This is a genomic window from Photobacterium rosenbergii (genome assembly GCF_003026455.1).
In the GTDB taxonomy this organism is placed as follows: Bacteria; Pseudomonadota; Gammaproteobacteria; order Enterobacterales; family Vibrionaceae; genus Photobacterium; species Photobacterium rosenbergii.
The window spans coordinates 1-23,368 of record NZ_PYMB01000004.1 but is presented as its reverse complement, the minus strand read 5'-3'; the positions used below and the strand labels follow the sequence as shown (position 1 = coordinate 23,368).

At 48.4% G+C, this 23,368-nt stretch carries 20 protein-coding genes; 11 read left to right on the top strand and 9 right to left on the bottom strand.

The features are described 5' to 3' along the window. Window positions 1–34 precede the first annotated feature (34 nt). On the bottom strand, window positions 35–1,681 hold the full coding sequence (gene pgm / locus C9J01_RS12550; protein ID WP_107298502.1) for a phosphoglucomutase (alpha-D-glucose-1,6-bisphosphate-dependent): 1,647 nt from the start codon (window positions 1,679–1,681) through the stop codon (window positions 35–37). A gap of 38 nt (window positions 1,682–1,719) precedes the next feature. Beyond that, window positions 1,720–2,271, bottom strand: coding sequence for a replication initiation negative regulator SeqA (seqA, locus tag C9J01_RS12545; RefSeq protein ID WP_107298501.1), 552 nt, complete (start codon window positions 2,269–2,271; stop codon window positions 1,720–1,722). Window positions 2,272–2,373: 102 nt separating this feature from the next. On the opposite strand from seqA, the gene C9J01_RS12540 reads away from it, so the two are divergent. The 3 genes from C9J01_RS12540 to fldA all read left to right on the top strand — a co-directional run bounded on the left by C9J01_RS12540 (window position 2,374) and on the right by fldA (window position 4,121). Beyond that, a complete protein-coding gene (locus C9J01_RS12540; protein WP_107298500.1) occupies window positions 2,374–3,141 on the top strand; it encodes an alpha/beta fold hydrolase in 768 nt (255 codons plus the stop codon). 77 nt (window positions 3,142–3,218) lie between these two features. Beyond that, window positions 3,219–3,440: a DUF2788 domain-containing protein gene (locus C9J01_RS12535; RefSeq protein ID WP_107298499.1), complete on the top strand. Its 222-nt coding sequence runs from the start codon at window positions 3,219–3,221 to the stop codon at window positions 3,438–3,440. 153 nt (window positions 3,441–3,593) lie between these two features. After that, window positions 3,594–4,121, top strand: coding sequence for a flavodoxin FldA (gene fldA, locus C9J01_RS12530; protein WP_107298498.1), 528 nt, complete (start codon window positions 3,594–3,596; stop codon window positions 4,119–4,121). Between the two features lie 68 nt (window positions 4,122–4,189). Here fldA and C9J01_RS12525 read toward each other — a convergent pair whose 3' ends face one another. Then, complete coding sequence (locus C9J01_RS12525; protein ID WP_107298497.1) at window positions 4,190–4,708, bottom strand: DUF4442 domain-containing protein; 519 nt, start codon at window positions 4,706–4,708, stop codon at window positions 4,190–4,192. 208 nt (window positions 4,709–4,916) lie between these two features. On the opposite strand from C9J01_RS12525, the gene fur reads away from it, so the two are divergent. Continuing rightward, window positions 4,917–5,363 (top strand): ferric iron uptake transcriptional regulator, encoded by a 447-nt coding sequence (gene fur, locus C9J01_RS12520; protein WP_107298496.1) that lies wholly within the window; start codon window positions 4,917–4,919, stop codon window positions 5,361–5,363. Window positions 5,364–5,502: 139 nt separating this feature from the next. Here fur and glnS read toward each other — a convergent pair whose 3' ends face one another. Together glnS and nagE are read right to left on the bottom strand one after the other, a co-directional pair. Next, window positions 5,503–7,167 (bottom strand): glutamine--tRNA ligase, encoded by a 1,665-nt coding sequence (gene glnS, locus C9J01_RS12515; RefSeq protein WP_107298495.1) that lies wholly within the window; start codon window positions 7,165–7,167, stop codon window positions 5,503–5,505. Window positions 7,168–7,358: 191 nt separating this feature from the next. Beyond that, window positions 7,359–8,849 carry an N-acetylglucosamine-specific PTS transporter subunit IIBC gene (gene nagE / locus C9J01_RS12510; RefSeq protein ID WP_107298494.1) on the bottom strand — a complete coding sequence of 497 codons (1,491 nt, stop codon included), beginning with the start codon at window positions 8,847–8,849 and terminating at the stop codon, window positions 7,359–7,361. Between the two features lie 256 nt (window positions 8,850–9,105). On the opposite strand from nagE, the gene nagB reads away from it, so the two are divergent. The 5 genes from nagB to asnB all read left to right on the top strand — a co-directional run bounded on the left by nagB (window position 9,106) and on the right by asnB (window position 16,110). After that, a complete protein-coding gene (nagB, locus tag C9J01_RS12505) occupies window positions 9,106–9,906 on the top strand; it encodes a glucosamine-6-phosphate deaminase (RefSeq protein WP_107298493.1) in 801 nt (266 codons plus the stop codon). A 14-nt stretch (window positions 9,907–9,920) separates the two neighbouring features. Then, a complete protein-coding gene (nagA, locus tag C9J01_RS12500) occupies window positions 9,921–11,057 on the top strand; it encodes an N-acetylglucosamine-6-phosphate deacetylase (protein ID WP_107298492.1) in 1,137 nt (378 codons plus the stop codon). Window positions 11,058–11,059: 2 nt separating this feature from the next. Next, window positions 11,060–12,274 (top strand): DNA-binding transcriptional regulator NagC, encoded by a 1,215-nt coding sequence (nagC, locus tag C9J01_RS12495; RefSeq protein WP_107298491.1) that lies wholly within the window; start codon window positions 11,060–11,062, stop codon window positions 12,272–12,274. Between the two features lie 218 nt (window positions 12,275–12,492). Next, a complete protein-coding gene (locus C9J01_RS12490) occupies window positions 12,493–14,079 on the top strand; it encodes a cation:proton antiporter family protein (protein WP_107298490.1) in 1,587 nt (528 codons plus the stop codon). Window positions 14,080–14,427: 348 nt separating this feature from the next. Continuing rightward, window positions 14,428–16,110 (top strand): asparagine synthase B, encoded by a 1,683-nt coding sequence (gene asnB, locus C9J01_RS12485; protein ID WP_107298489.1) that lies wholly within the window; start codon window positions 14,428–14,430, stop codon window positions 16,108–16,110. 74 nt (window positions 16,111–16,184) lie between these two features. Here asnB and C9J01_RS12480 read toward each other — a convergent pair whose 3' ends face one another. The 4 genes from C9J01_RS12480 to htpG form a co-directional block, all read right to left on the bottom strand. Further along, window positions 16,185–17,489: an inosine/guanosine kinase gene (locus C9J01_RS12480; protein WP_107298488.1), complete on the bottom strand. Its 1,305-nt coding sequence runs from the start codon at window positions 17,487–17,489 to the stop codon at window positions 16,185–16,187. 163 nt (window positions 17,490–17,652) lie between these two features. Next, window positions 17,653–18,648 carry a ferrochelatase gene (gene hemH / locus C9J01_RS12475; RefSeq protein ID WP_107298487.1) on the bottom strand — a complete coding sequence of 332 codons (996 nt, stop codon included), beginning with the start codon at window positions 18,646–18,648 and terminating at the stop codon, window positions 17,653–17,655. Between the two features lie 168 nt (window positions 18,649–18,816). Further along, on the bottom strand, window positions 18,817–19,461 hold the full coding sequence (gene adk / locus C9J01_RS12470; protein ID WP_107298486.1) for an adenylate kinase: 645 nt from the start codon (window positions 19,459–19,461) through the stop codon (window positions 18,817–18,819). 183 nt (window positions 19,462–19,644) lie between these two features. Further along, on the bottom strand, window positions 19,645–21,543 hold the full coding sequence (htpG, locus tag C9J01_RS12465; protein ID WP_107298485.1) for a molecular chaperone HtpG: 1,899 nt from the start codon (window positions 21,541–21,543) through the stop codon (window positions 19,645–19,647). A gap of 234 nt (window positions 21,544–21,777) precedes the next feature. Between htpG and C9J01_RS12460 the strand changes: the two genes are divergently transcribed. Together C9J01_RS12460 and C9J01_RS12455 are read left to right on the top strand one after the other, a co-directional pair. Continuing rightward, window positions 21,778–22,644 (top strand): winged helix-turn-helix domain-containing protein, encoded by an 867-nt coding sequence (locus C9J01_RS12460; protein WP_107298484.1) that lies wholly within the window; start codon window positions 21,778–21,780, stop codon window positions 22,642–22,644. Further along, window positions 22,635–23,183, top strand: coding sequence for a regulatory protein ToxS (locus C9J01_RS12455; RefSeq protein WP_107298483.1), 549 nt, complete (start codon window positions 22,635–22,637; stop codon window positions 23,181–23,183). The genes C9J01_RS12460 and C9J01_RS12455 overlap by 10 nt, the downstream gene beginning before the upstream one ends. Window positions 23,184–23,368: the final 185 nt, after the last annotated feature.

Sequence of the window (23,368 nt, the reverse complement as noted above, 5' to 3'; positions counted from 1 at the left end):
TTGAGCGGGCGTTTTCACAATCAATCTAGTGAGATTACAGGCCAGCGTCGGCAAATACCTTGCTGACAATTTCCTGTGCTTCTTTCTCAATCAAAGCCAAGTGCTCTTTGCCCTTGAAGCTCTCGCAGTAGATCTTGTAGATATCTTCTGTGCCCGATGGACGCGCAGCAAACCAACCGTTTTCAGTGGTCACTTTCAGGCCACCGATAGCTGCACCGTTGCCCGGCGCGTGGGTCAGGCGTGCAGTGATCGCATCACCAGCTAGCGTTTCAGCCGCCACCATCTCAGGAGATAGCTTGCTAAGTACTGCTTTCTGCTCACCGTTAGCAACAGCCTGTAGGCGGTTGTACTCAGAAGCACCGTGCTTGGCAGCCAACTCTTCGTAGTACTGCTGCGGGTTCTTACCCGTTACTGCTGTGATTTCAGCAGCTACTAGGCAAAGCAGGATGCCGTCTTTGTCGGTAGACCAAGGCGTGCCGTCCATACGTAGGAAAGAAGCGCCTGCACTTTCTTCGCCGCCGAAGCCAAGCTCACCGCTGTAAAGACCATCAACAAACCACTTGAAGCCAACTGGTACTTCACACAGTTCACGGCCAAGATCAGCCACCACACGGTCAATCAAGGCACTTGATACCAAGGTCTTACCCACAGCAACTTCCTGTGCCCAATCTGGACGGTGACGGTAAAGGTAGTCAATACATACCGCCAGGAAGTGGTTAGGGTTCATCAAACCCGCAGGAGTTACGATACCGTGGCGGTCGTAATCTGGGTCGTTACCGAAAGCCAAGTCGTACTTGTCTTTGTGCGCCAGCAGGCCAGCCATCGCGTAAGGCGATGAACAGTCCATGCGAACCACGCCGTCTTTGTCTAGCGACATGAAACGGAAAGATGGGTCGATAGACTCATCAACCAATGTCAGATCCAAGCCGTAGTGGGCTGCGATCTGGCGCCAGTATTCGATACCTGAACCACCTAGCGGATCAACACCGATTTTCAGGTTCGCTTTTTGGATAGCAGCCATATCGATGACATTAACTAGATCATCAACATAAGGTGCAACCAAATCACGCTCTTCAACCAAATCACTGGCAAAAGCGTCTTCAATTGATACACGCTTAACATCAACCAAACCAGCAGCAATGATCTCATTGGCGCGGGTTTCGATAGCTGTTGTCAGTGCACCTTCCGCCGGACCACCGTGAACAGGGTTATATTTGATACCGCCGTCTTGAGGTGGGTTATGCGATGGTGTGATAACAATACCGTCAGCTTTAGCATCATGTGCTTTGTTGTGGCACAAAATAGCATGCGATACACCTGGTGTTGGGGTATAGCCGCGACCTTGCTGGATCACTACCTGTACGCCGTTCGCAACCAAGACTTCTAGCGTCGAGGTAAATGCTGGCTCTGACAATGCATGGGTATCTTTACCCAAGAATAGTGGACCTGTAACGCCATTGGCCGCTCGAACTTCAGCAACCGCTTGAGCAATTGCCCAGATATGGTGCTGGTTGAAAGTTCCTTTGTCGGCAGTTCCACGGTGACCAGAAGTACCGAATGCAACCTTCTGCTGCGGATTTTGAGCACTAGGCTCAATCAGGAAATAATTCGCCACCAACGCGGGAATATTGTGCATATCTTCTTGCAGGGCGCGCTGCCCCGCACGAGGATGAATAGCCATTAACGTATCCTTGTAAAAATTAAATTGGCATATTGCCGTTAAATTTCACCGCAAACTTTTTCAATGATATCGCCACCGAAGCTCATCTTGACCATCAGTTGCTCTACCATCTGACGTTTACGATCAGTATTCGTGTTCGTGATCACCCAGAAAGGTGTATCCGGAATTTGCTTAGGCTTGGTAGTTTTACCACTAGCCAGCAGTTTCTCTTCAGTATCGGCGAAGTAAATACGGGTACGCCCTTTAATAGCAGCCGCTTCAGAGAAACCTTGAGGATCAATACGATAAAGCGAGGTCAATACCAGCATAAATCGGCCAATTGCTTTTTCCTGCACCGCAAATTCGTCAGAAATTAGCAATGAGCGCATCTCTTTGACACGATCGGTATTTGGTACCACGTTGCCAGCATCTTTGCTCACCACTACGCCTTTCGGACGTACCGGCATAACCACCTCTTGTTGCAAGGTCGCTACAGATTGATCAGGCATCATCAGCAAGCGGCGTAGAATATCCGAAGCACTTTCACCAATGTGCTGGGTTTGGCTTGCGATATAACGATATAGCTCTTCGTCTACCTCAATAGTCTTCATCGTAGTGTTCATTATCGTTCCGTTTAAAAATCACCGAGGGATTATAACGTGATCCGAGGTTATACTCTACGGTAAAGCGTTAACTACAAGAGAAAATAGTCAGTGAATCTTCATTACCAAGTCGATGGCCAAGGCGATGTGATCGTCTTGATCCACGGCCTGTTCGGCAGTGCCGACAACCTCGGCCTGATGGCCAGATCATTGAAAGATAAATATAAAGTGATCAGCGTTGATCTACGCAACCATGGCCGCTCACCACATAGTGATCAATTTACCTACCGCGAAATGGCACAGGATGTCCTTGCCGTGATCGACCAGCTTGACATCGAACGCTTCTCGCTGATTGGTCATTCTATGGGCGGCAAGGTGGCGATGGCAGCAACCGAACTCGCAGCTTCCCGTATCAACCACCTTTTGGTGTTAGATATGGCCCCGGTCCACTACCATGTCCACCGCCACGAAAACGTGTTCAATGGCCTGCGTGAAGTCTCCCGCCATACTGTCAGCAAACGCAGTGAAGCCGAGCCGCTGCTGGCCAAACATGTCATCGAGCCTGGTGTACGTCAGTTCCTGCTAAAATCCTTCGCCCGCCAAGAAAACGGCCTATTCGACTGGCGTTTCAATGTCGAAGGGCTGATCGCCAACTACGCAACTATTATGGGCTGGCAAGACATCACACCATTTACTGGTAAAACCTTGTTCATCAAAGGGCAAAATTCTGAGTACATCTTGCCAGAGCACCGCACTGCGATCGGTACCCAGTTCCCCAATGCCAAAGCACACCTAGTGGCGAATACTGGCCATTGGCTGCATGCTGAAAAACCGGAAACGGTCAATCGCATCATTTTGAACTTCTTGCAAGCCGCTTAGCGTTAACAGGCGGGCCTTGTCTATGATATAGTGCGCGCCTAGCTCAAAAATGACGATAATGTGGAAAGGAGACACAAATGTTGTATGAGCACATGGATTTGCTTGAATCTATTGGGCTGGATTTGCTCTTTGCCGCGATATTTTTCTTTATCGGCATGGCCATCAAAGATGTGCTAAAACAAGGCAATGTTCCGCCTTTTGGCCGAAAAATCGTCTGGCTGGTACTTTTCCTTGGATGTGCCGGATTTATCACTAAAGGCCTGATCCAAATCAGCTGGGAAGGCGCAGGCATCGGCTAAAACTGAACGAATACTGTTATTGGTTGCCAAAAGCATCAGCGTACTGACTTTAGATACCGCAACCACTGACCGTCAGGGTATACTCCTGACAAGGCTATTTCTATCGTTGGCAAGTAAGCTAACGGTCAACATTAATTACGGGTAAATTCTACTATGGCAAGTGTAGGACTCTTCTTTGGTAGCGACACTGGTAACACAGAAGCGGTCGCTAAAATGATCCAGAAACAACTGGGCAAAAAGCTAGTTGAAGTCAAAGATATCGCAAAATGCAGCAAAGAAGATATCGATAACTTTGACCTACTGTTGCTAGGTATCCCTACTTGGTACTACGGTGAAGCACAGTGTGACTGGGATGACTTCTTCCCAGAGCTAGAGCAAATTGATTTCTCAACCAAACTAGTCGCTATCTTTGGTTGTGGTGATCAGGAAGACTACGCTGAGTACTTCTGTGACGCAATGGGCACAGTACGTGAAATCGTAGAAGGCCGTGGCGCAACTATCGTCGGTCACTTCTCTACTGAAGGTTTCGAGTTCGAAGCGTCTAAAGCCCTAGTTGACGACAACCACTTTGTTGGCCTGTGTGTTGACGAAGATCGCCAACCTGAATTGACTGAACAACGCGTACAAAGCTGGGTTAACCAGATTTACGATGAGATGTGTCTAGCTGAGCTTGCAGACTAATCCACTCATTGATTGAAAAAACCGGGCCCAGCCCGGTTTTTTTTATCCATCTAATTTTTATATAGCCACTAAGATATCGCTTGTCCCTCATCGATCGCTTCTTCTCCATCTTGGTCTTGCACCTCTCGATACTGCGGTTTTTTGCGTATGTATAAGACGCGCTTCACCTCAGAGACCACATCCCCCTTTGTATTTTTTACCTGCACCACAAATTCAGGAAAATATTTGTCCCCGTTTGCGGTTGCCTTGAGGATTTGACTGAGGAGATCTTCACTAATCAAAAAGTCGGCATATAAATCTGTATTACCAGGCTTGATGAAGTGGATTTCAGCCTGTTTGTCCCAGACGTAATATTGCTTGCCCAGGATCCCAATTAGCATCAGTGCATAGACAGGATCGGTCAGCGAAAAAATGCTACCGCCGTATTGAGTACGATTAGCATTTTTATTCCACCATCTTAACTTTAGCTTGAGCTGCACTTCGCGAAAGTCTTCAGAAATGCGAACAATACGTATTCCCGCCCCCCAGAAGGGAGGCCATAGATTCAGGGCAAACTTGACGATTGCCGGGCGGTAAAATCGATACACGGCGATATATCCTTATAGCTGGTACGATGAGTTCATTCTAACGCGCAGGCGAACATTTTGACAACATTTGCGCAACAAAAAGAAAAGTTAGATATCAGCAAGATTGACCTGTTTTTAGGTTTATTGTTACCTTGTGGTCACTTATAATGAGGGAAGAAGAGAAAGACTACCGTATCATGAGGGTGCGGGTAGCCAATAGGAAACTCCAATGTCAGATAACAATCACGCACTAAAACAAGCTGGCCTGAAAGTAACCCTTCCACGCCTAAAGATTCTGGAAGTGCTACAACAGCCGGATTGCCAGCATATCAGTGCTGAAGACTTGTACAAGAAGCTAATCGATATCGGTGAAGAAATTGGCTTGGCGACGGTATACCGCGTATTGAACCAATTTGATGATGCCGGCATTGTGACACGTCACCACTTCGAAGGCGGAAAATCTGTGTTCGAGTTGGCAACACAGCATCACCATGATCACCTAGTCTGCCTAGATTGTGGCAAAGTTATTGAGTTCTCTGATGAAATCATCGAAGAACGCCAAAAAGAAATCGCTGCTAGCTTCAATGTTCGCCTTACCAACCACAGCCTGTACCTTTATGGTCACTGTGCCGAAGGCAACTGCCAGGAAGACAGCACACTACACGACAAGAAATAATTAAGCCCAAGTAAAAAACAATAAGGCCGGGAGCTCAACACTTGGCCACTCATCCAGCTTAACGTTTGTTGTTGTATACCAATAAAAAAACCAGCCTTCCGGCTGGTTTTTTCATATTAGGCTTGGAGAAGCTTAACGCTTAGTCACCAATTTTCGCCCAAGTGTCACGTAGGCCAACAGTGCGGTTAAAGACCAACTTCTCTTTAGAAGAGTCTTTGCTATCAGCACAGAAGTAGCCCATACGCTCGAACTGGAACGCTTTCTCCGCTTCGGCTTCAACCAATGATGGCTCAACCACACCGTTCATCACAGTCAGTGACTCAGGGTTGATCACAGAAACGAAATCATCAGCAGCACCAGGATTTGGTACCGTGAACAGGCGATCGTATAGACGGATTTCAGCTGGGATGCCCTGCTCTGCAGAAACCCAGTGGATCACGCCTTTCACCTTGCGACCATCCGTAGGGTTCTTGCCTAGCGTTTCGTTATCGTAAGTACAGAAGATAGTGGTAATGTTACCGTCTTCGTCTTTCTCAACACGCTCAGCCTTGATCACGTAGGCACCACGTAGGCGTACTTCTTTGCCTAGTACCAGACGCTTGTACTTCTTGTTCGCTTCTTCGCGGAAGTCTTCACGCTCGATGTACAGTTCACGGGTGAACGGGACTGGACGACTGCCCATCTCTGGCTTGTTCGGGTGGTTAGCCACGTCAAGCATTTCAGCATCGCCATCGAAGTTCTCGATCACGACCTTAACCGGATCCAGAACAGCCATTGCACGCGGTGCATTCTCGTTCAGGTCATCACGGATACAAGATTCCAGCGAGCTCATCTCGATGGTGTTATCTTGCTTGGTCACACCGATGCGCTTACAAAACTCACGGATTGACGCAGAAGTGAAGCCACGGCGGCGCAGACCAGAGATAGTTGGCATACGTGGGTCATCCCAACCGCTGACCAGGTTCTCGGTCACTAGTTGGTTCAGCTTACGCTTGGACATAACCGTGTACTCAAGGTTCAGGCGGCTGAACTCGTACTGGCGCGGCTGGCAATCAATGGTGATGTTATCCAGCACCCAGTCATATAGACGGCGGTTATCCATAAACTCAAGCGTACAGATAGAATGCGTAATGCCTTCTAGCGCATCAGAAATACAATGAGTGAAGTCATACATCGGGTAGATGCACCACTTGTCACCTGTCTGATGGTGAGTTGCGAAGCGTACGCGGTAGATCACTGGATCACGCAACACCATAAATGGTGAAGCCATGTCGATCTTCGCGCGAAGACTCATCTTGCCTTCTTCAATTTCGCCGTTCTTCATTTTTTCGAACAGCTCAAGGTTTTCTTCTACGCTGCGATCACGGTATGGGCTGTGCTTACCGGCTTCGGTAAGGGTGCCACGGTATTCGCGCATTTGCTCTGGACTTAGCTCATCAACGTACGCTAAGCCTTTATTAATCAATTCAATAGCAAACCCGTACAGCTTATCGAAGTAGTTCGATGAGTAACAAATCTCACCGCTCCACTCAAAGCCCAACCAGTTAACATCGTTCTTAATAGACTCAACGTATTCGATGTCTTCTTTCTCAGGGTTAGTATCATCGAAACGAAGATTACATTGGCCCTGATAGTCCTGAGCAATACCGAAGTTCAAACAAATAGATTTCGCATGGCCGATATGCAGGTAGCCATTCGGCTCCGGCGGGAATCGGGTATGTACGCTTGTATGTTTGCCACTTGCTAAATCCGCATCAATGATCTGGCGGATAAAGTTAGTTGGACGAGCTTCAGATTCACTCATCAATTACACCTCGTGTGCTTACAGGATTTTTAAGTCCCCTATGATCCATAAATATAGGGGCCGACTCAACAAATAGTGTACATTGTTTGTCGATATGAATAAAAAAACCCCGCTACATGACGGGGCTTCATAAAAATCGGCCTCCAAATGGAGGCCGATAGGTTCGTTAACGATGACTTAGGGCTAAGCCATTAAGGCAGTTTTACCGCTGATAGGTCTTCGTTTGGCGATACTTTCTTCATTTCGCCAGCCACGATTTCAGCTAGTGGGCCAAGGATAACCTGTAGGTTGTTTGAACCTAGCTTAACCACACCCATTGCACCTAGTGCTTTCAGCGTCTTCTCATCAGCAAGGCTGCTGTCTTTCAGAGTTAGACGTAGGCGAGTGATACATGCATCGATGTTTTCTAGGTTAGATACACCACCTAGTGCAACGATGTACTGTTTAGCTAGCTCACCAGTTTCCTGAGAACCACCTACTTCTGAAGAAGTTTCTTCATCGTCTTCACGGCCAGGCGTCTTCAGGTTGAACTTAACGATAACCGTACGGAAGATTGCGTAGTAAAGGCCGAAGAATACTAGACCCTGAACAATCAGCATGTACCAGCTTACTGCTAGTGGGTTACGCGTTGATAGAATCATATCAACTAGACCTGCAGAGAAGCCGAAACCTGCAATCCACTGCATTGAAGCCGCGATGTATACAGAGATACCCGCTAGGAATGCGTGAAGAACGTATAGGCCTGGTGCTAGGAACATGAATGAGAATTCTAGCGGCTCAGTAACACCGGTGAAGAATGATGCGAAACCCGCTGCAATCATGATAGAAGCAACTTTCTCTTTGTTCTTCGCTTTAGCTGTGTGGTAGATAGCTAGAGCTGCACCTGGTAGACCAAACATCATGATTGGGAAGAAACCAGCCTGGTACATACCTGTTACACCTGGAGTCGCAACGCCTTCAGCAATTGACTTCGCGCCGCCTAGGAAGTTAGGGATGTCGTTAATGCCCGCTACATCGAACCAGAATACAGAGTTCAGTGCGTGGTGTAGACCCACTGGGATTAGTAGACGGTTGAAGAATGCGTAGATACCAGCACCTAGCTCACCCATACCTTGGATGCCTTCACCGAATGATACTAGGCCACCGTATACTGTAGGCCACACGTACATCAGTACGAATGCAATGAAGATACCAGCAAAAGAAGTCAAGATAGGTACAAGACGCTTACCAGAGAAGAATGCTAGCGCTTTGTGCAGCTCAACATGTGAGAAGCGGTTGTAGATCTCAGCCGATACAATACCCACTAGGATACCGACAAACTGGTTGTTGATCTTACCGAAGGCCGCTGGTACTGCGCTTGCGTCAATACCTTGAATCTGAGCAACGGCGCCCGGAGAAAGTAGAGTAGTAACAACGAGGAAACCAACGAAACCAGATAGTGCTGCTGCACCGTCCTTGTCTTTTGACATACCGTAAGCAACACCCACTGCAAACAGTACTGACATGTTATCGATGATTGCGGCACCAGCTTTGATCAAGAAGGCAGCAAGTGCACTGTTTGCACCCCAGCCATTTGGATCAATCCAGTAACCAATACCCATCAGAATTGCTGCTGCAGGTAGCGTGGCTACCGGCACCATCAGTGCTTTACCTACTTTTTGAAAATATCCAAGAATGTTCACCCTTAGTTCCCCCTATGGTTTTCTTAGATTCGATGTTGGATAACTTATTTTAGTTACCCGATTAAGTTACTTGCAGTTTAAGAATTTTATTTCGCCCCGCAAATTAAAACGTCATCATTTGTGATCTCAGTCACCAGTAAGAGCATTTAGCAGGCGATTTTGCTAGCTCGATCATAAAACTTATTTTATCATGCAAAACAAATGCGATATCACGCTATGATTTAACTGTAAATTAATTTTGGAATGAGGTGTCACTGTGAGACTAATCCCACTGAATGAAGCTAAAGATGTAGGTTTGTGGTCAGCTCGCTATATTGCTGATCGTATTAACAAATTTGAGCCAACAGCGGAACGTCCTTTTGTCTTGGGCCTACCAACAGGTGGCACCCCGCTATCAACTTACAAGCGCCTTATTGAGCTTTATCAAGCAGGTGAAGTAAGTTTCAAGCATGTTGTTACCTTCAACATGGACGAATACATCGGTATCCCGGCTGACCACCCAGAGTCATACCGCAGCTTCATGTACAACAACTTCTTCAATCACGTTGATATTCAAGAAGAAAACATCAACCTGCTGAATGGTAATGCAGAAGATGTTGATGCTGAGTGCCAGCGCTACGAAGACAAAATTAAGTCATACGGCAAAATTAACCTATTCATGGGTGGCGTGGGCAACGACGGTCACATCGCATTCAACGAGCCAGCTTCTTCGCTAGCCTCTCGTACCCGTATCAAGACGCTGACTGAAGATACCCGTATCGCGAACTCTCGTTTCTTCGATGGCGATATCAACCAGGTACCTAAATACGCACTAACAATCGGTGTCGGTACACTACTTGATTCAGCGGAAATCATGATCCTGGTAACAGGCCATAACAAAGCACTTGCCCTGCAAGCCGCGGTTGAAGGTTCAGTGAACCACCTATGGACAGTATCAGCGCTTCAGCTTCACCCTAAATCTCTGATTGTGTGTGATGAGCCATCTACACAAGAGCTAAAAGTGAAGACTGTTAAGTACTTCCAAGAGCTAGAAGCTGAAAACATCAAGCACCTGTAATTAAGGAGTTATTCATGTACGCGCTAACCAACTGCCGTATTTTCACCGGTAGCGATGTGCTGAATAACCACGCCGTCATTATTGACGGCGTGAACATTCACGCTGTCTGCCCTGTTTCAGAATTGCCTACGGATATCGAAATCCGAGATCTTGATGGTGCCAACCTAACCCCTGGCTTCATCGATCTACAACTGAATGGTTGTGGTGGTGTCATGCTCAATGACGAAATCAACGCCGATACCATCCACACCATGCACCGTGCCAACCTTAAATCAGGTTGCACCAGCTTCCTACCAACGCTTATCACCTCTTCAGACGAAGATATGAAAGCGGCCATTGCTGCAGAGCGAGACTACCAGAGTCAATACAACAATCACTCGCTAGGTTTGCACCTTGAAGGTCCTTACCTAAATGTGATGAAAAAAGGTATCCACTCTGTTGACCACATCCGTCGCTCTGACAACGAGATGATTAACACCATCTGCGAAAATGCCGATGTGGTGACCAAAGTGACTTTGGCTCCGGAACAAAACGACCATAGCCACATCGAGCAATTGGTTGAAGCCGGCATTGTGGTATCGGCTGGCCACACCAATGCGACTTATGTTGAAGCCCGTAAAGGCTTTGCCTCAGGGATTACTTTCGCTACCCACCTATTCAATGCGATGACGCCAATTGCCGGTCGCGAACCGGGAATGGTTGGTGCTATCTACGACACACCTGAGGTCTATACCGGTGTGATTGCTGACGGTTTCCATGTCGATTATGCCAACGTTCGCATGGCCCACCGCATGAAAGGCGACAAACTTGTTTTGGTTACCGATGCAACTGCACCTGCAGGAGCAGACATTGATCACTTTATTTTTGTCGGCAAGAAAGTATATTACCGAGATGGTAAGTGTGTTGATGAGAATGGCACACTAGGTGGTTCGGCACTAACTATGATCGAAGCGGTTCAAAATAGTGTCGAACATGCAGGTATCGCCCTGGACGAAGCGATTCGTATGGCAACCCTCTACCCTGCTCGCGCTATCGGCGTTGAACAGAAATTGGGCGCCATCAAAAAAGGCATGGTAGCAAACCTCGCTATTTTTGATCGTGACTACAAGGTTCGGGCGACTGTTGTTAACGGCGAATACGAGCAGAATTAACTATGACAGGCGGACAAATTGGTAATGTTGATCTGGTAAAGCAGCTAAATAGTGCAGCTGTTTACCGGCTCATCGACTTGCAAGGCCCTATATCGCGAATTCAGGTAGCTGATGTCAGTCAGCTTGCACCTGCAAGTGTTACTAAAATCACCCGCCAACTGCTGGAGCGCGGCCTGATCAAAGAGGTCGCGCAGCAGGCTTCCACCGGAGGCCGGCGTGCAATTTCGCTGACGACTGAGTCAGCGCCTTTCCACTCGATTGCGATTCGACTTGGTCGAAACTACATCGAGCAAACCATTTACGATCTCAGTGGCAAGCACATTGTCGGTACTGCGCATCCTTTCCACTATTCCAACCAGCAAGAGCTTATTGACGGTTTGCTGGAGCATATCCGCAAGTTCATTGCAGACAACCAGAACGTGCTTCGCGAATTGGTTGCCTTTGGCATTACCCTGCCGGGCCTGATTGACCCAGAGAGCGGTGTTGTTGAGTACATGCCGCATATCGATGTCGACAATTTGCCACTTTCAGAAATTATTACCGAAAAATATGGCGTTGCCTGCTTTGTTGGCAATGACATCCGCGGTTTGGCGCTGGCGGAACATTACTTCGGCTCAAGCAAAGACTGTAAAGACTCTATCCTTGTCAGTGTCCACCACGGTACCGGTGCGGGTATCATCGTCAATGGTCAGGTCTTCCTTGGCTATAACCGCAATGTCGGTGAAATCGGTCATATCCAGATCGACCCGTTGGGCGACAAGTGCCAGTGTGGTAACTTCGGCTGTCTGGAGACCGTAGCAGCTGATCCGGCGATTATCCGCCATGTTCAAGCACTGCTAGATCAGGGCTACCCGAGTTCGCTGCAGGAACTAGAAGATGTCACTATGCCTGCTATCTGTGAAGCAGCCAACAAGGGTGACGAACTTGCCAGCCAAGCACTGATCAAAGTGGGCAACCAACTTGGCAAAGCCTTGGCAATGACGATTAACTTGTTCAACCCACAGAAGATTATCGTAGCGGGTAACATTACTCAGGCCAAGGATGTGATCTTCCCGGCTATCCGCCGCTGTGTGGAAACCCAATCCTTGTCGACCTTTAACAAGGACCTGCCAATTGTTGAATCAGAGCTTTACACCCAGCCAACCATCGGCGCTTTCTCAATGATCAAACGCGCGATGCTCAACGGTGTCTTGTTGCAGCGCTTGTTGGAAGAGTAACCAACCCACATTACGAGTGTGAAATAGCTTTCTAAGTTATTCATCCTGTTACAAAATATTAAGGGCAGGCTCCAGACAGGAGACTGCCCTTTGTGTTATATTCCGCCCATCAATAAAGTACCCTTACTGATAGAGGTACCTATCCAGCAGCCAGTCCTCACATTTCATTAATCCACTTTTGGGCCTGGCGAAGAACCATAAAGGAACGTCAGCCTAACATGGAACTTATCTATATCATCGCCGCCTTTCTGGCTGGTTTTATTGCGCTCCGGTGCAAACTGCCCCCTCTTGTGGGCTTTCTCGTTGCAGGCTTTGCACTCAATACCGCAGGCTATGAATCGACGCCAGTATTATCGACATTGGCCGATCTCGGTGTCACCTTGCTGCTGTTTACCATCGGCCTCAAGCTTGATGTCAAAACCCTGCTCGCCAAAGAGATTTGGGGCGGGGCCACCCTGCACAACCTACTGACCACAGGGGTGTTCACCCTTGCCCTGCTGATTTTAAAGCAGCTTGGCATAGGCATGATGGCCGATCTCGACGTTACCCAACTTGCGCTGATGGCATTTGCCCTTTCATTCTCCAGCACCGTATTTGCCATTAAAGCACTGCAGGAAAAAGGCGAGCTCAATGCCACCTACGGTACTCTGGCTATCGGCATCTTGGTCATGCAGGACATCTTTGCGGTGATCTTCCTGACCGTCTCAACCGGTAAGATCCCGGAAATAACCGCCCTTGCGTTATTTGCCCTGCCACTGCTGCGCCCGTCGCTGTTCAAGATCCTCGACCGGGCTGGGCACGGCGAGATGCTGGTGCTTTATGGCGTTTTCCTTGCGCTGGTCGCCGGCGCTGGATTGTTTGAATTCGTTGGCATGAAAGGTGATCTCGGGGCACTGATCATGGGTATGATGCTTGCGGCGCATCCCAAGTCATCTGAGATGTCCAAATCACTGTTTAATTTCAAAGAGCTACTGCTGGTCTGCTTCTTCCTCAATATTGGTTTGGCAGAGCAACCGACGCTCGACGGCCTGCTGATGGCCTTGCTGCTGATGGTAATGCTGCCGCTCAAAGGGATCCTTTACTACGTTATCTTCAACCTATTCCGCTACCGGGTCCGTACTTCCCTGCTCGGCACCCTGACCCTGTTCAACTACAGTGAATTCGGCCTGATTGTCGGCGGCCTTGCCTACAAGATGGGCATGTTGCCTGGTAGCTTCCTGGTTGCCATTGCCATTGCGGTATCGCTTTCCTTCCTGGTTGCCGCACCGCTCAACAGTTTGGGGCACAAGCTGTACAAAGACGCGTCTAAATGGCTCAAAGAGTTCGAGCCAGAGAAGCTCAATGCCAGTGATAAGTTGATTGACTTGGGTGACAAGCAAGTCCTTATCCTAGGTATGGGCCGTATCGGCAGCGGGGCCTACGACGAGCTGGTAGAAACCTATGGCAATAACGTCATTGGTGTCGAAGCCCGTGAAGACTCTGTAGAACTACACAGGGAGCAAGGGCGCCATGTTATCCATGGTGATGCGACTGACCCGGATTTCTGGGCTCGGGTGATTTCCAAGCAGAATATCAAGCTGATCCTACTGGCAATGCCACATAGCCAGGCCAATAGTTTTGCCCTCGAGCAAATCCGCGAACGGAACTATCAGGGCCAAATTGCCGCCATCGCCAAATACGGAGATGAAGAGGAAGAGCTGAAAGCGCTGGGGGTCGATGCTGCCTTCAATATCTACCATGAGGCCGGTAGTGGCTTTGCCCGCCATGTGTGCGAACATTTGACGCCACAAATTAAGTCCAACTAATTTTCTCTCCTTCTACATCAAACGGCAGCTTCGGCTGCCGTTTGTTTTTATGCGCAAAATATCACCCACCTTTAACTTTTATTCGGTTAATCTCAATAATTTTAAATTTTATTCAGTAAGAGCTCTTTTTGTTTATTGATTTGAAATTGATGGTTGCAATTTATTATCGAATACGCAATTTTAACAATTAACGAAAGGACAGCACTGACGTGGCCGAGATCTGCCTAGCACATAACAAAGTGCTAACGCATAGAAGAAACAAACCAACACAACAGGTTATCTTCACCGCCACGCTGATTCCGACAATTTTCATGGATAGCAACATTAGTTAAATTTGGGGTAGGAAGTATGTGTTCAGTATTTGGGATCCTAGACATCAAAAGTGATGCAGCCGCATTGCGTCACACTGCATTGGAAATGTCTAAAAAAATGCGCCACCGCGGCCCAGACTGGTCTGGTATTTATTCATCAGAGAAAGCCATTCTGGTTCACGAGCGTCTGGCAATCGTCGACCTGAACAGCGGTGAGCAGCCTCTGTACAATGCAGACAAAACACATGCCCTTGCTGTAAACGGCGAGATCTACAACCACAAAGAACTGCGTGCTGAATTCGCACCGGATTACCCATTCCAGACAGAATCTGATTGTGAAATTATCCTGGCGCTATACAAAGAGAAAGGCCCAGAACTGCTTGATTACCTGAACGGTATTTTCGGCTTTATTCTTTACGATGAGCAGGAAGATGCCTACCTAATTGGCCGCGACCATATCGGTATCATCCCGCTTTACCATGGCTACGATGAGCACGGTAACTACTACGTTGCTTCAGAGATGAAGTCACTGGTCCCAGTGTGTAAGACAATCAGCGAATTCCCTCCTGGCCACTTCCTATGGAGCAAGGCTGGCGAACCAACCCGCTACTACAAGCGCGATTGGATGGAGTTTGATGCTGTTGCTGAAGCCAAAACAGACAAAGTCGCCCTAACCGATGCACTGGAAAGCGCGGTTAAACGCCAACTGATGACAGACGTGCCTTATGGTGTGCTTCTTTCTGGTGGCTTGGACTCATCTGTGATCTCAGCGATCACCAAGAAGTTTGCTGCCCGCCGTATCGAAGACAACGAAGAGTCTGATGCGTGGTGGCCAACCCTGCACTCCTTTGCCATCGGTTTGGAAGGTGCACCGGATCTAAAAGCGGCCAAAGAGGTTGCTGACAGTATCGGTACCGTTCACCACGAACTGACTTACACCATTCAGGAAGGTCTGGATGCCATCCGTGATGTGATTTACCACATCGAGACCTACGATGTGACAACTATCCGTGCATCGACACCTATGTACCTGATGGCGCGTAAAATCCGCGCTATGGGCATTAAGATGGTACTATCAGGCGAAGGTGCCGATGAAGTCTTCGGCGGCTACCTGTACTTCCACAAAGCGCCAAACGCCAAAGAATTCCACGAAGAGACCGTCCGTAAGCTATTGGCTCTGAACATGTTTGACTGTGCTCGTGCCAACAAGTCGATGGCAGCATGGGGGATCGAGGCTCGCGTACCATTCCTAGACAAAGAGTTCTTGGAAGTCGCTATGCGCCTGAACCCTGAGGACAAGATGTGTGGCAACGGCAAGATGGAGAAGCATATTGTCCGTGAGTGCTTCGGCCACTACCTACCAGAATCTGTCGCTTGGCGCCAGAAAGAGCAGTTCTCGGACGGCGTAGGCTACAGCTGGATTGATACCTTGAAAGAAGTAGCAGAAGCCAAAGTGTCAGACCAGCAGCTTGAAACGGCGAAATTCCGCTTCCCATACAACACACCAACGACTAAAGAAGGTTACGCGTACCGTGAGATCTTCGAAGAGTTGTTCCCGTTGGAAGATGCGGCGAAATGTGTTCCGGGCGGCCCGTCTATCGCTTGTTCAAGTGCCAAGGCAATTGAGTGGGACGAGAGCTTCAAGAACAGCGCGGATCCATCAGGCCGTGCAGTCGCTGCCGTACACAACGAAGCCTACGATGCAAAAACCCAAGCTTAATAGCTAATCAACTAATCGCGAAAACAAAAAACCGCCGATATCGGCGGTTTTTTATTATCAACCAAGAAAGTCGATTAACGTTCCCAGTATGCTTCTTCCAAGCTGTCTTCACGCTCCGGTAGGCCGCGGGACAGACGAGGCGAGTGCTGAGCCAGCACTTCATAGCTCACTCGGTTCGAGTACAGACAGATCTGTGAGAACGACGAGTAAGTCAAGAAGTCAAACTGGTGCTTGCTTGATTTCGGTACGTTCTCTTTGTGGTAGCGGTTGGCTGACATGTCGTGCAGCAGTGCAGACAGTGCGCCATCGCCAGCACCATTGGTATTCTTGATACGCTCAGGACCACCCATGTAAGGGGCAATGTGAGAGTACACTTTGATTGGGTTCTGGCACTCTGATTTCAGCATCGGGCGGCTAAACTCATAGCGGTTGAACTCTGGGATTTCACCCGGAAGAAGAGGCAAGCTAGTTTCACGCTTGGCTTCATCTTCAGTGAAGCCTGCAGTGTAAAGGCCGACAGGACCAGCAGTACACAGTACCAAGTCAACCCACTCAAGGGTCTTTTCAGAGGCAATCAATGGGTCAGATTCACCGGTCAGTGCTTCTGCTTCATCTTCGTTCATCGCAACCACGGTTACATGATCGCGTAGGAAATCACGCCACCACTGTGGATCATCTTCGATCACAAACTTGGTGCCCAGAGTCAGAACAACGGGTACATCGTGCTTTTTCGCGTATTCAATCGCCTGCATGGTTGCTGCTGGCATTGGGTCGCCATCTTTACAACGTACCAAGTAAGCCGTCAGTACCAGCGCAGAAGCACGCTTAAACACATCTTCAGGGATACTGCTTGGCTCAAGCTGGTTCATACGACCTTCGTTGATAGCGAAAGTACGCTCGCCTTCTTTAGAGATCAGGGCAAAACAGCGGCCAATTGGACCATTTACTGGTTGCAGGTGGTTCATATCCATGCGGCTTGAGGTGTTGCAAAGATAACGGTAAGCGTAACTGCCGATTTCGATATCTTTACTCATCACACCCAGCAGTACTGATTTATCATCAGCCAGCACAGAATAGTTGTGAAGGGTATTACCGATTGTGCCACCAGCGAACTCGTGGCTGATCAGTTCTTTTTCTTTTAGCTCGCGGTAAAGCGCTTCCGCTTTCTCATCGGAGATAACCAGCGAGTGGCCTTTACTTAGCTCATAGCGTTCCAGGAATTCATCTTCAACGCAGGCTTCAATATCAACCAAAGTCTGGTCAATACCAACAATATGCGTGCGTGTTAGTCGCTTATCTTGCTTAGTTTGACTAAGAAGAGGATCACGTGCATGGACCGGGAAGTAATGCTTGGATTTACGTTGGCCTGGAAATTTCATGTCAATGAGCTGTCTGTTGAGAAATTTTTGCGAATTCTATCACAGAATATAGAACAAAAAAGAAAAAGCTCTCACAGAATGTGAGAGCTCCATCGTCAATCAGGCAAGATTCCCATACAGGGTGTTCATCAATATCGACACCCTATTCCTGTAGGGGTAGGAACTACCAACCTTGGCTGTGCTGCTGCACAAGTGAAGCCATCAAGTCGATATGGGCCGGGTTATCATTCAGGCATGGGATCAAGTTAAAGCTCTCGCCGCCCGCTTCAAGAAAGACCTCTTTACAACCTTCGGCAATTTCTTCCAACGTCTCTAAACAGTCCACTGAAAATGCTGGGCAAATCACATCAAGGCGTTTGACCCCTTTCTGGGCCAACTCTCGGATCGTACCCTCGGTATAAGGCTTGAGCCATTCTTCCCGGCCAAAAATGGACTGGTAGCTCATGCTCATGTTCTCCCGTGGCATATCGAGTTGTTCAGCCAGCAGCGCCGTGGTGCCATTACAATGTTCAGGATACGGATCGCCATTATCAGCATAACGTTTCGGAATACCGTGGTAAGAGCACAGCAAATAATCGGCTTTTCCGTTCTGCTGCCAAAAGTCATTCACTGACTCAGCCAGTGCAGAAATGTAGTCAGGATGATCGTAATAGTGGTTCACAAAACGCAGTTCAGGAATATCCGCCCTCGCCTTCAGCACTTTGGCCACCTTGTCAAAAACTGCTGCCGTCGTAGTACGTGAGTACTGCGGGTACAAAGGCAATACCAGCACACGTTCGCAACCCTGTTTTTTCAATGCATCAAGGCCATCAACAATCGCTGGGCTACCATAGGTCATCCCCAACTCTACCGGTACACCCAACTTTTCGGTCAACGCCTGCTGCTGACGTCTTGAGTACACCATCAGCGGTGAACCTCCATCCATCCAGACCGACTGGTACAATTTCGCGACCTTCGGAGAGCGGATTGGCAAAATAGCACCATGGAGGATCGGACACCAAAGCCAACGGTTCATATCAACGACACGGTGATCATGGAGGAAATCGGACAGGAAGCGTTTTACTCCTGCCGGCGTTGCTTCATCAGGCGTACCTAGATTCACTAGCAGCACCCCATACGGGCGGGTCTGGTTATTGTTATTGATGTTTTGCTCGCTCATATCATCCTTCACGCTTACAGCGGTTTTGGTCAATAGATATAACTGTATCAGTTTTCTTTTCAGTCGGTTATACCACATGCGACATTATTTGGATCATTTTTCTGCCACATAAAAAAACGGGCTGACCTAATGGCCAACCCGTCTCTGAACTTGCTAAGCAGCTTGCAATTAAGCCAGTGCTTTTTCCAGCTCTGCGCTTACAGCGGCTACTGGCTGAGTACCGTCGAATTTCAGGTACTTAGTGTTGCCTGCGTCTGCTTCTTTGTTGTAGTAAGCAATCAAAGGTGCAGTCTGCTCGTGGTATACACCTAGGCGAGCACGTACTGTTTCTTCTTTGTCGTCATCACGAACAACAAGATCTTCACCTGTTACGTCGTCTTTACCTTCAACCTTAGGCGGGTTGTAAACTGTGTGGTAAGTACGGCCAGAAGCTAGGTGGGCACGACGGCCAGCCATACGCTCAACGATCACATCGTCAGCTACGTCGAACTCGATCACGTAGTCAACGTCAACGCCGATTTCTTTCAGACCGTCAGCCTGAGGGATCGTGCGTGGGAAGCCGTCAAGCAGGAAGCCTTTTGCACAGTCGTCTTCAGCAATACGCTCTTTAACCAGACCAAGGATGATGTCGTCTGACACAAGCTGGCCAGCATCAATGACGGATTTCGCTTGTTTACCTAGCTCAGTACCTGCCTTGATTGCTGCACGTAGCATGTCACCAGTAGAGATTTGTGGAATACCAAATTTCTCCATGATGAATTGTGCCTGAGTACCTTTACCTGCACCTGGAGCGCCCAGAAGAATGATGCGCATCTTGTTCCCCTTTAGATTTGAATGGAGTTTTCAAAGAAGTGAAAAATACACTGATTACGCCGCAGTCGCAAGCCCAGTCCCTGACTGGGCAGCGATTACATGCTGTATCAGAATACAATTTGACACCGGTAGCAGGCGATTAGACCTTAGTCCTACCCTGCCCCGGTTCGGTATATTCAGCCGTTATACCAGCAGTTTGTTGACAGCAGCAAGGAACTGGGACGGATCGTCCATACTTCCCTTCTCGGCAAGCATGGCTTGGCCCAGTAGCATTTCCACCCAGCGGCCAAAGGTTTCTTCATCCGCTTCATCGGCCATCTTGCTCACCAATGGGTGCTCAGGGTTCAGCTCGAAAATGTACTGGACTTCAGGTGCGTCATGGCCAGCCGCAGCCAGCAGTTTCGCCATCTGGGTGCCCATCTCATTCTCGTCGGTCACCACAACCGCAGGGGTGTCCTTAAGCTTGAACGTAGTGCGCACATCTTTCACACGCTCGCCAAGGTAGGACTTGGTACGCTCAACCACAGATTGGAAGGCTTCTTCCGTTTCCTTACGCTTCTCTTTCTCTTCTTCCTGCTCAAACGCAGAAAGGTCAAGGTCCGCTTTGGTGATGGCTTGGAACTGCTTGCCATCGAACTCTGGCAGATGGCCCATCAACCATTCGTCAATGCGGTCGTGCATCAGCAGCACTTCAAGGCCTTTAGTACGGAACTGTTCAAGGTGCGGGCTATTTTTCGCCGCGCTGAAGCTGTCGGCCGTCAGGAAGTAGATCTTGTCCTGGCCTTCTTTCATTCGCTCGATGTAACCAGCCAGTGATACCGTTTGTTCAACAGTCTCGGCATGGGTTGAGCTAAAGCGAAGCAGCTTGGCAATTTTCTCGCGGTTGGCGAAATCTTCAACCGGGCCTTCTTTTAATACCTGGCCAAATTCATTCCATAGGGTCTGGTATTTCTCGGCATCATTGTTCGCCAAGCGTTCCATCATGGTCAAAGCACGTTTAGTACATGCTTTACGCAATGACTGGGTCACCTTGTTGTCCTGCAGAATTTCACGCGAAACGTTCAGTGGCAGATCATTAGAGTCAATCAGGCCACGCATAAAGCGCAGGTATGACGGCATGAACTGCTCGGCATCGTCCATAATAAAGACGCGCTGAACGTAAAGCTTCAAGCCGTGCTTGCTGTCACGGTTGTACAAATCCCATGGCGCCTTAGACGGGATGTATAGCAAGCTCGTGTAGTCCTGCTTACCTTCGACACGGTTATGGCTCCATGTCAGTGGCTCAGCAAAGTCATGGGAGACATGCTTGTAGAACTCTTGGTATTCCTCTTCGGTAATGTCTGACTTATTGCGGGTCCAAAGCGCTTGGGCCTTGTTGATCTGCTCCCACTTACGGCCAGTCTCTTTACCTTCTTCATCTCGCACTACGGTCTGGATATGAACCGGGATACCGATATGGTCAGAGTATTTACCGATGATGTCACGCAGGCGGTGCTCGCTTAGAAATTCTTTTTCTTCTTCACGCAGGTGAAGAACAATGTCAGTACCACGGCTTTCTTTCTCGATATCTTCAACCGTGTAATCACCCTCGCCACCTGACTGCCATGAAACCGCCTGATCCGCTGCAACACCAGCAGCACGGGTATTAACGGTCACAGAGTCCGCTACGATAAAGGCCGAGTAGAAGCCGACACCGAATTGGCCGATCAGCTGGGAGTCTTTTGATTCATCTTCGCTTAACTTGGCAAAGAAATCTTTAGTACCGGATTTGGCAATAGTACCCAAATGCTCAATCACATCATCCCGGGTCATACCAATGCCGTTGTCACTGATAGTCAATGTGCCAGCCTGCTCATTGAAAGACAGCTTCACACCCAGCTCGGCATCATTTTCATACAAGTCTGGCTGAGACAACGCACGGAAGCGCAGCTTGTCGGCGGCATCGGACGCATTTGAAATCAACTCGCGCAAAAAGATCTCTTTGTTGGAATACAAAGAATGGATCATCAGTTGCAACAGTTGCTTCACCTCAGACTGAAAACCACGGGTTTCCTTATTGTTGTGGATAGTTTGTTCGCTCATTTCAACTCCGAAACTTGTATCAATAAACATTCGGGGATCTAAAACAGCCGCCTCTTGCAGCTACCCTTTACATTTCCCTATATACATATGGTCAAACGTAGCGTTTTCAACCTAAAATACACGTTTTATGTTTTTGATATTTTTTCAGAGCCATTTTTTATAATTTTTATATTCAGAAGAGATTCAGGGTTGGTGCGTATTATATGCGCAGATAGTGTACCCTTGGTGCTAAAAATGAATAAATTAGAAAGTAAATTCCTAATTGGTCAACGCTTTTTGTTTGACCCATACGACAACAGCTTAATTGACCAACACGAAAATGATGAGCTTACCCGACTAGGTAGTAACGAAAGTCGAGCATTAAGCTTACTCATTGAAGACCCAGGAGCCATCATTACCCGTACCCGCCTGCATGATTTTGTCTGGCGTGAGCAGGGTTTTGAGGTTGATGATTCGAGCCTGACCCAGGCAATTTCTACCCTGCGTAAAGCACTCAAAGACTCCACCAAGTCACCTGAGTTCATCAAAACCGTACCTAAGCGCGGTTACCAGATGATCGCGATGGTTGAATCCTTGTCAGAAATTGCCTCGTCAGCTAGTGCTGAGCAAGCCGAAGCACTTGCTGAGAAATTAGATGAGCCGTCAGAGGTTGAACGCGAGCTGTTCGAACACAGCCAGCAAACGACACCACCTAAAACCTATACGCCAACTCCACAGCCTCAAGCTAAGAAACGCCCGCTACCGATGGCGGCTATTTCTGGTTTGTTAGTTTTGATTGCTCTGTTACTACCGGTGATAGTGAACTTAAGCGTGCCACCTAAGTCTGCCGCATTCGATCAATTCACTGTCGTTGATGATGTCCCAGTCTTGATCCCTGCCAATCACCCGCCCCTTGGCCAATGGGAAGGTATGATCACCCAGTGTGTTGAAAGTTATCTGGATTTCCACTCAGATAATAAACGCCCAATGGAGGTGATTGTATCCGGCGGTCAAAACTCCCAGCTTTGGGTTAACTACGTCCACTCGTATGATAAACCCGCCGAGAATGTCACCCTTCGTTTGTTGACTAGCCACAAGGACAATATCGCGATATGTCAGTAAATACCCACAAGCAGTCAATCAAGCACTTTATCTTCAAATATTGGGCATTCATCCTTCTTGGCCTATCTGTCATGTTCAGTGCTTGGCTTTATTTTTCAAGTGACTACAAACAAGAACAGTTGCTGATCTCCCGTGAGTGGCAATCGAGAACCGTCAGCCGTATTGAGGAAACTGAACTGGAACAACTCGGTATGCTGCGTCGTGTCGAGCAAACTAGCCATGTGGTTTACCTCCCGAATAAGACATATTCGCGTATCACCTTGATGAGGTTATTCAGCGATAATGACCAGCCGTTAACGATTCATATTTCGGAATCTGGCAGTTGGGATGTCAGTGGTAAGTACCTGCTAACCGAGCCGAGAGAGTTTAAAGATATCACTTCCGGCACCAATGAGGACTTCAAGCCTGAGCACCTGAAGATCATCAACCAGATCTACCGTATGGATGCCCAACAAAGCCGCCGTATGGACATCATTGATGAGAAGACCATCCTGCTGACCAGTTTGTCTTACGGTTCGCACATCCTGTATTCGCTGTAAGTTAAGTATTCGACGCTAGAGTTAATCAAACCGCTCAGAAATGGGCGGTTTTTTTATAACAAATCGGTGCTGTGGTGCTGTGGTGCTGTGGTGCTGTGGTGCTGTGGTGCTGTGGTGCTGTGGTGCTGTGGTGCTGTGGTGCTGTGGTGCTGTGGTGCTGTGGTGCTGTGGTGCTGTGGTGCTGT

What these genes read in the sequence shown, in the direction of transcription:
- glnS (WP_107298495.1), bottom strand. Translation starts at nt 7,167, where the DNA reads ATGAGTGAATCTGAAGCTCGTCCAACTAACTTTATCCGCCAGATCATT.
- htpG (WP_107298485.1), bottom strand. Translation starts at nt 21,543, where the DNA reads ATGAGCGAACAAACTATCCACAACAATAAGGAAACCCGTGGTTTTCAG.
- C9J01_RS12460 (WP_107298484.1), top strand. Translation starts at nt 21,778, where the DNA reads ATGAATAAATTAGAAAGTAAATTCCTAATTGGTCAACGCTTTTTGTTT.
- C9J01_RS12490 (WP_107298490.1), top strand. Translation starts at nt 12,493, where the DNA reads ATGGAACTTATCTATATCATCGCCGCCTTTCTGGCTGGTTTTATTGCG.
- pgm (WP_107298502.1), bottom strand. Translation starts at nt 1,681, where the DNA reads ATGGCTATTCATCCTCGTGCGGGGCAGCGCGCCCTGCAAGAAGATATG.
- C9J01_RS12480 (WP_107298488.1), bottom strand. Translation starts at nt 17,489, where the DNA reads ATGAAATTTCCAGGCCAACGTAAATCCAAGCATTACTTCCCGGTCCAT.
- fldA (WP_107298498.1), top strand. Translation starts at nt 3,594, where the DNA reads ATGGCAAGTGTAGGACTCTTCTTTGGTAGCGACACTGGTAACACAGAA.
- hemH (WP_107298487.1), bottom strand. Translation starts at nt 18,648, where the DNA reads ATGAGCGAGCAAAACATCAATAACAATAACCAGACCCGCCCGTATGGG.
- nagA (WP_107298492.1), top strand. Translation starts at nt 9,921, where the DNA reads ATGTACGCGCTAACCAACTGCCGTATTTTCACCGGTAGCGATGTGCTG.
- adk (WP_107298486.1), bottom strand. Translation starts at nt 19,461, where the DNA reads ATGCGCATCATTCTTCTGGGCGCTCCAGGTGCAGGTAAAGGTACTCAG.
- C9J01_RS12535 (WP_107298499.1), top strand. Translation starts at nt 3,219, where the DNA reads ATGTTGTATGAGCACATGGATTTGCTTGAATCTATTGGGCTGGATTTG.
- asnB (WP_107298489.1), top strand. Translation starts at nt 14,428, where the DNA reads ATGTGTTCAGTATTTGGGATCCTAGACATCAAAAGTGATGCAGCCGCA.
- seqA (WP_107298501.1), bottom strand. Translation starts at nt 2,271, where the DNA reads ATGAAGACTATTGAGGTAGACGAAGAGCTATATCGTTATATCGCAAGC.
- fur (WP_107298496.1), top strand. Translation starts at nt 4,917, where the DNA reads ATGTCAGATAACAATCACGCACTAAAACAAGCTGGCCTGAAAGTAACC.
- C9J01_RS12455 (WP_107298483.1), top strand. Translation starts at nt 22,635, where the DNA reads ATGTCAGTAAATACCCACAAGCAGTCAATCAAGCACTTTATCTTCAAA.
- nagC (WP_107298491.1), top strand. Translation starts at nt 11,060, where the DNA reads ATGACAGGCGGACAAATTGGTAATGTTGATCTGGTAAAGCAGCTAAAT.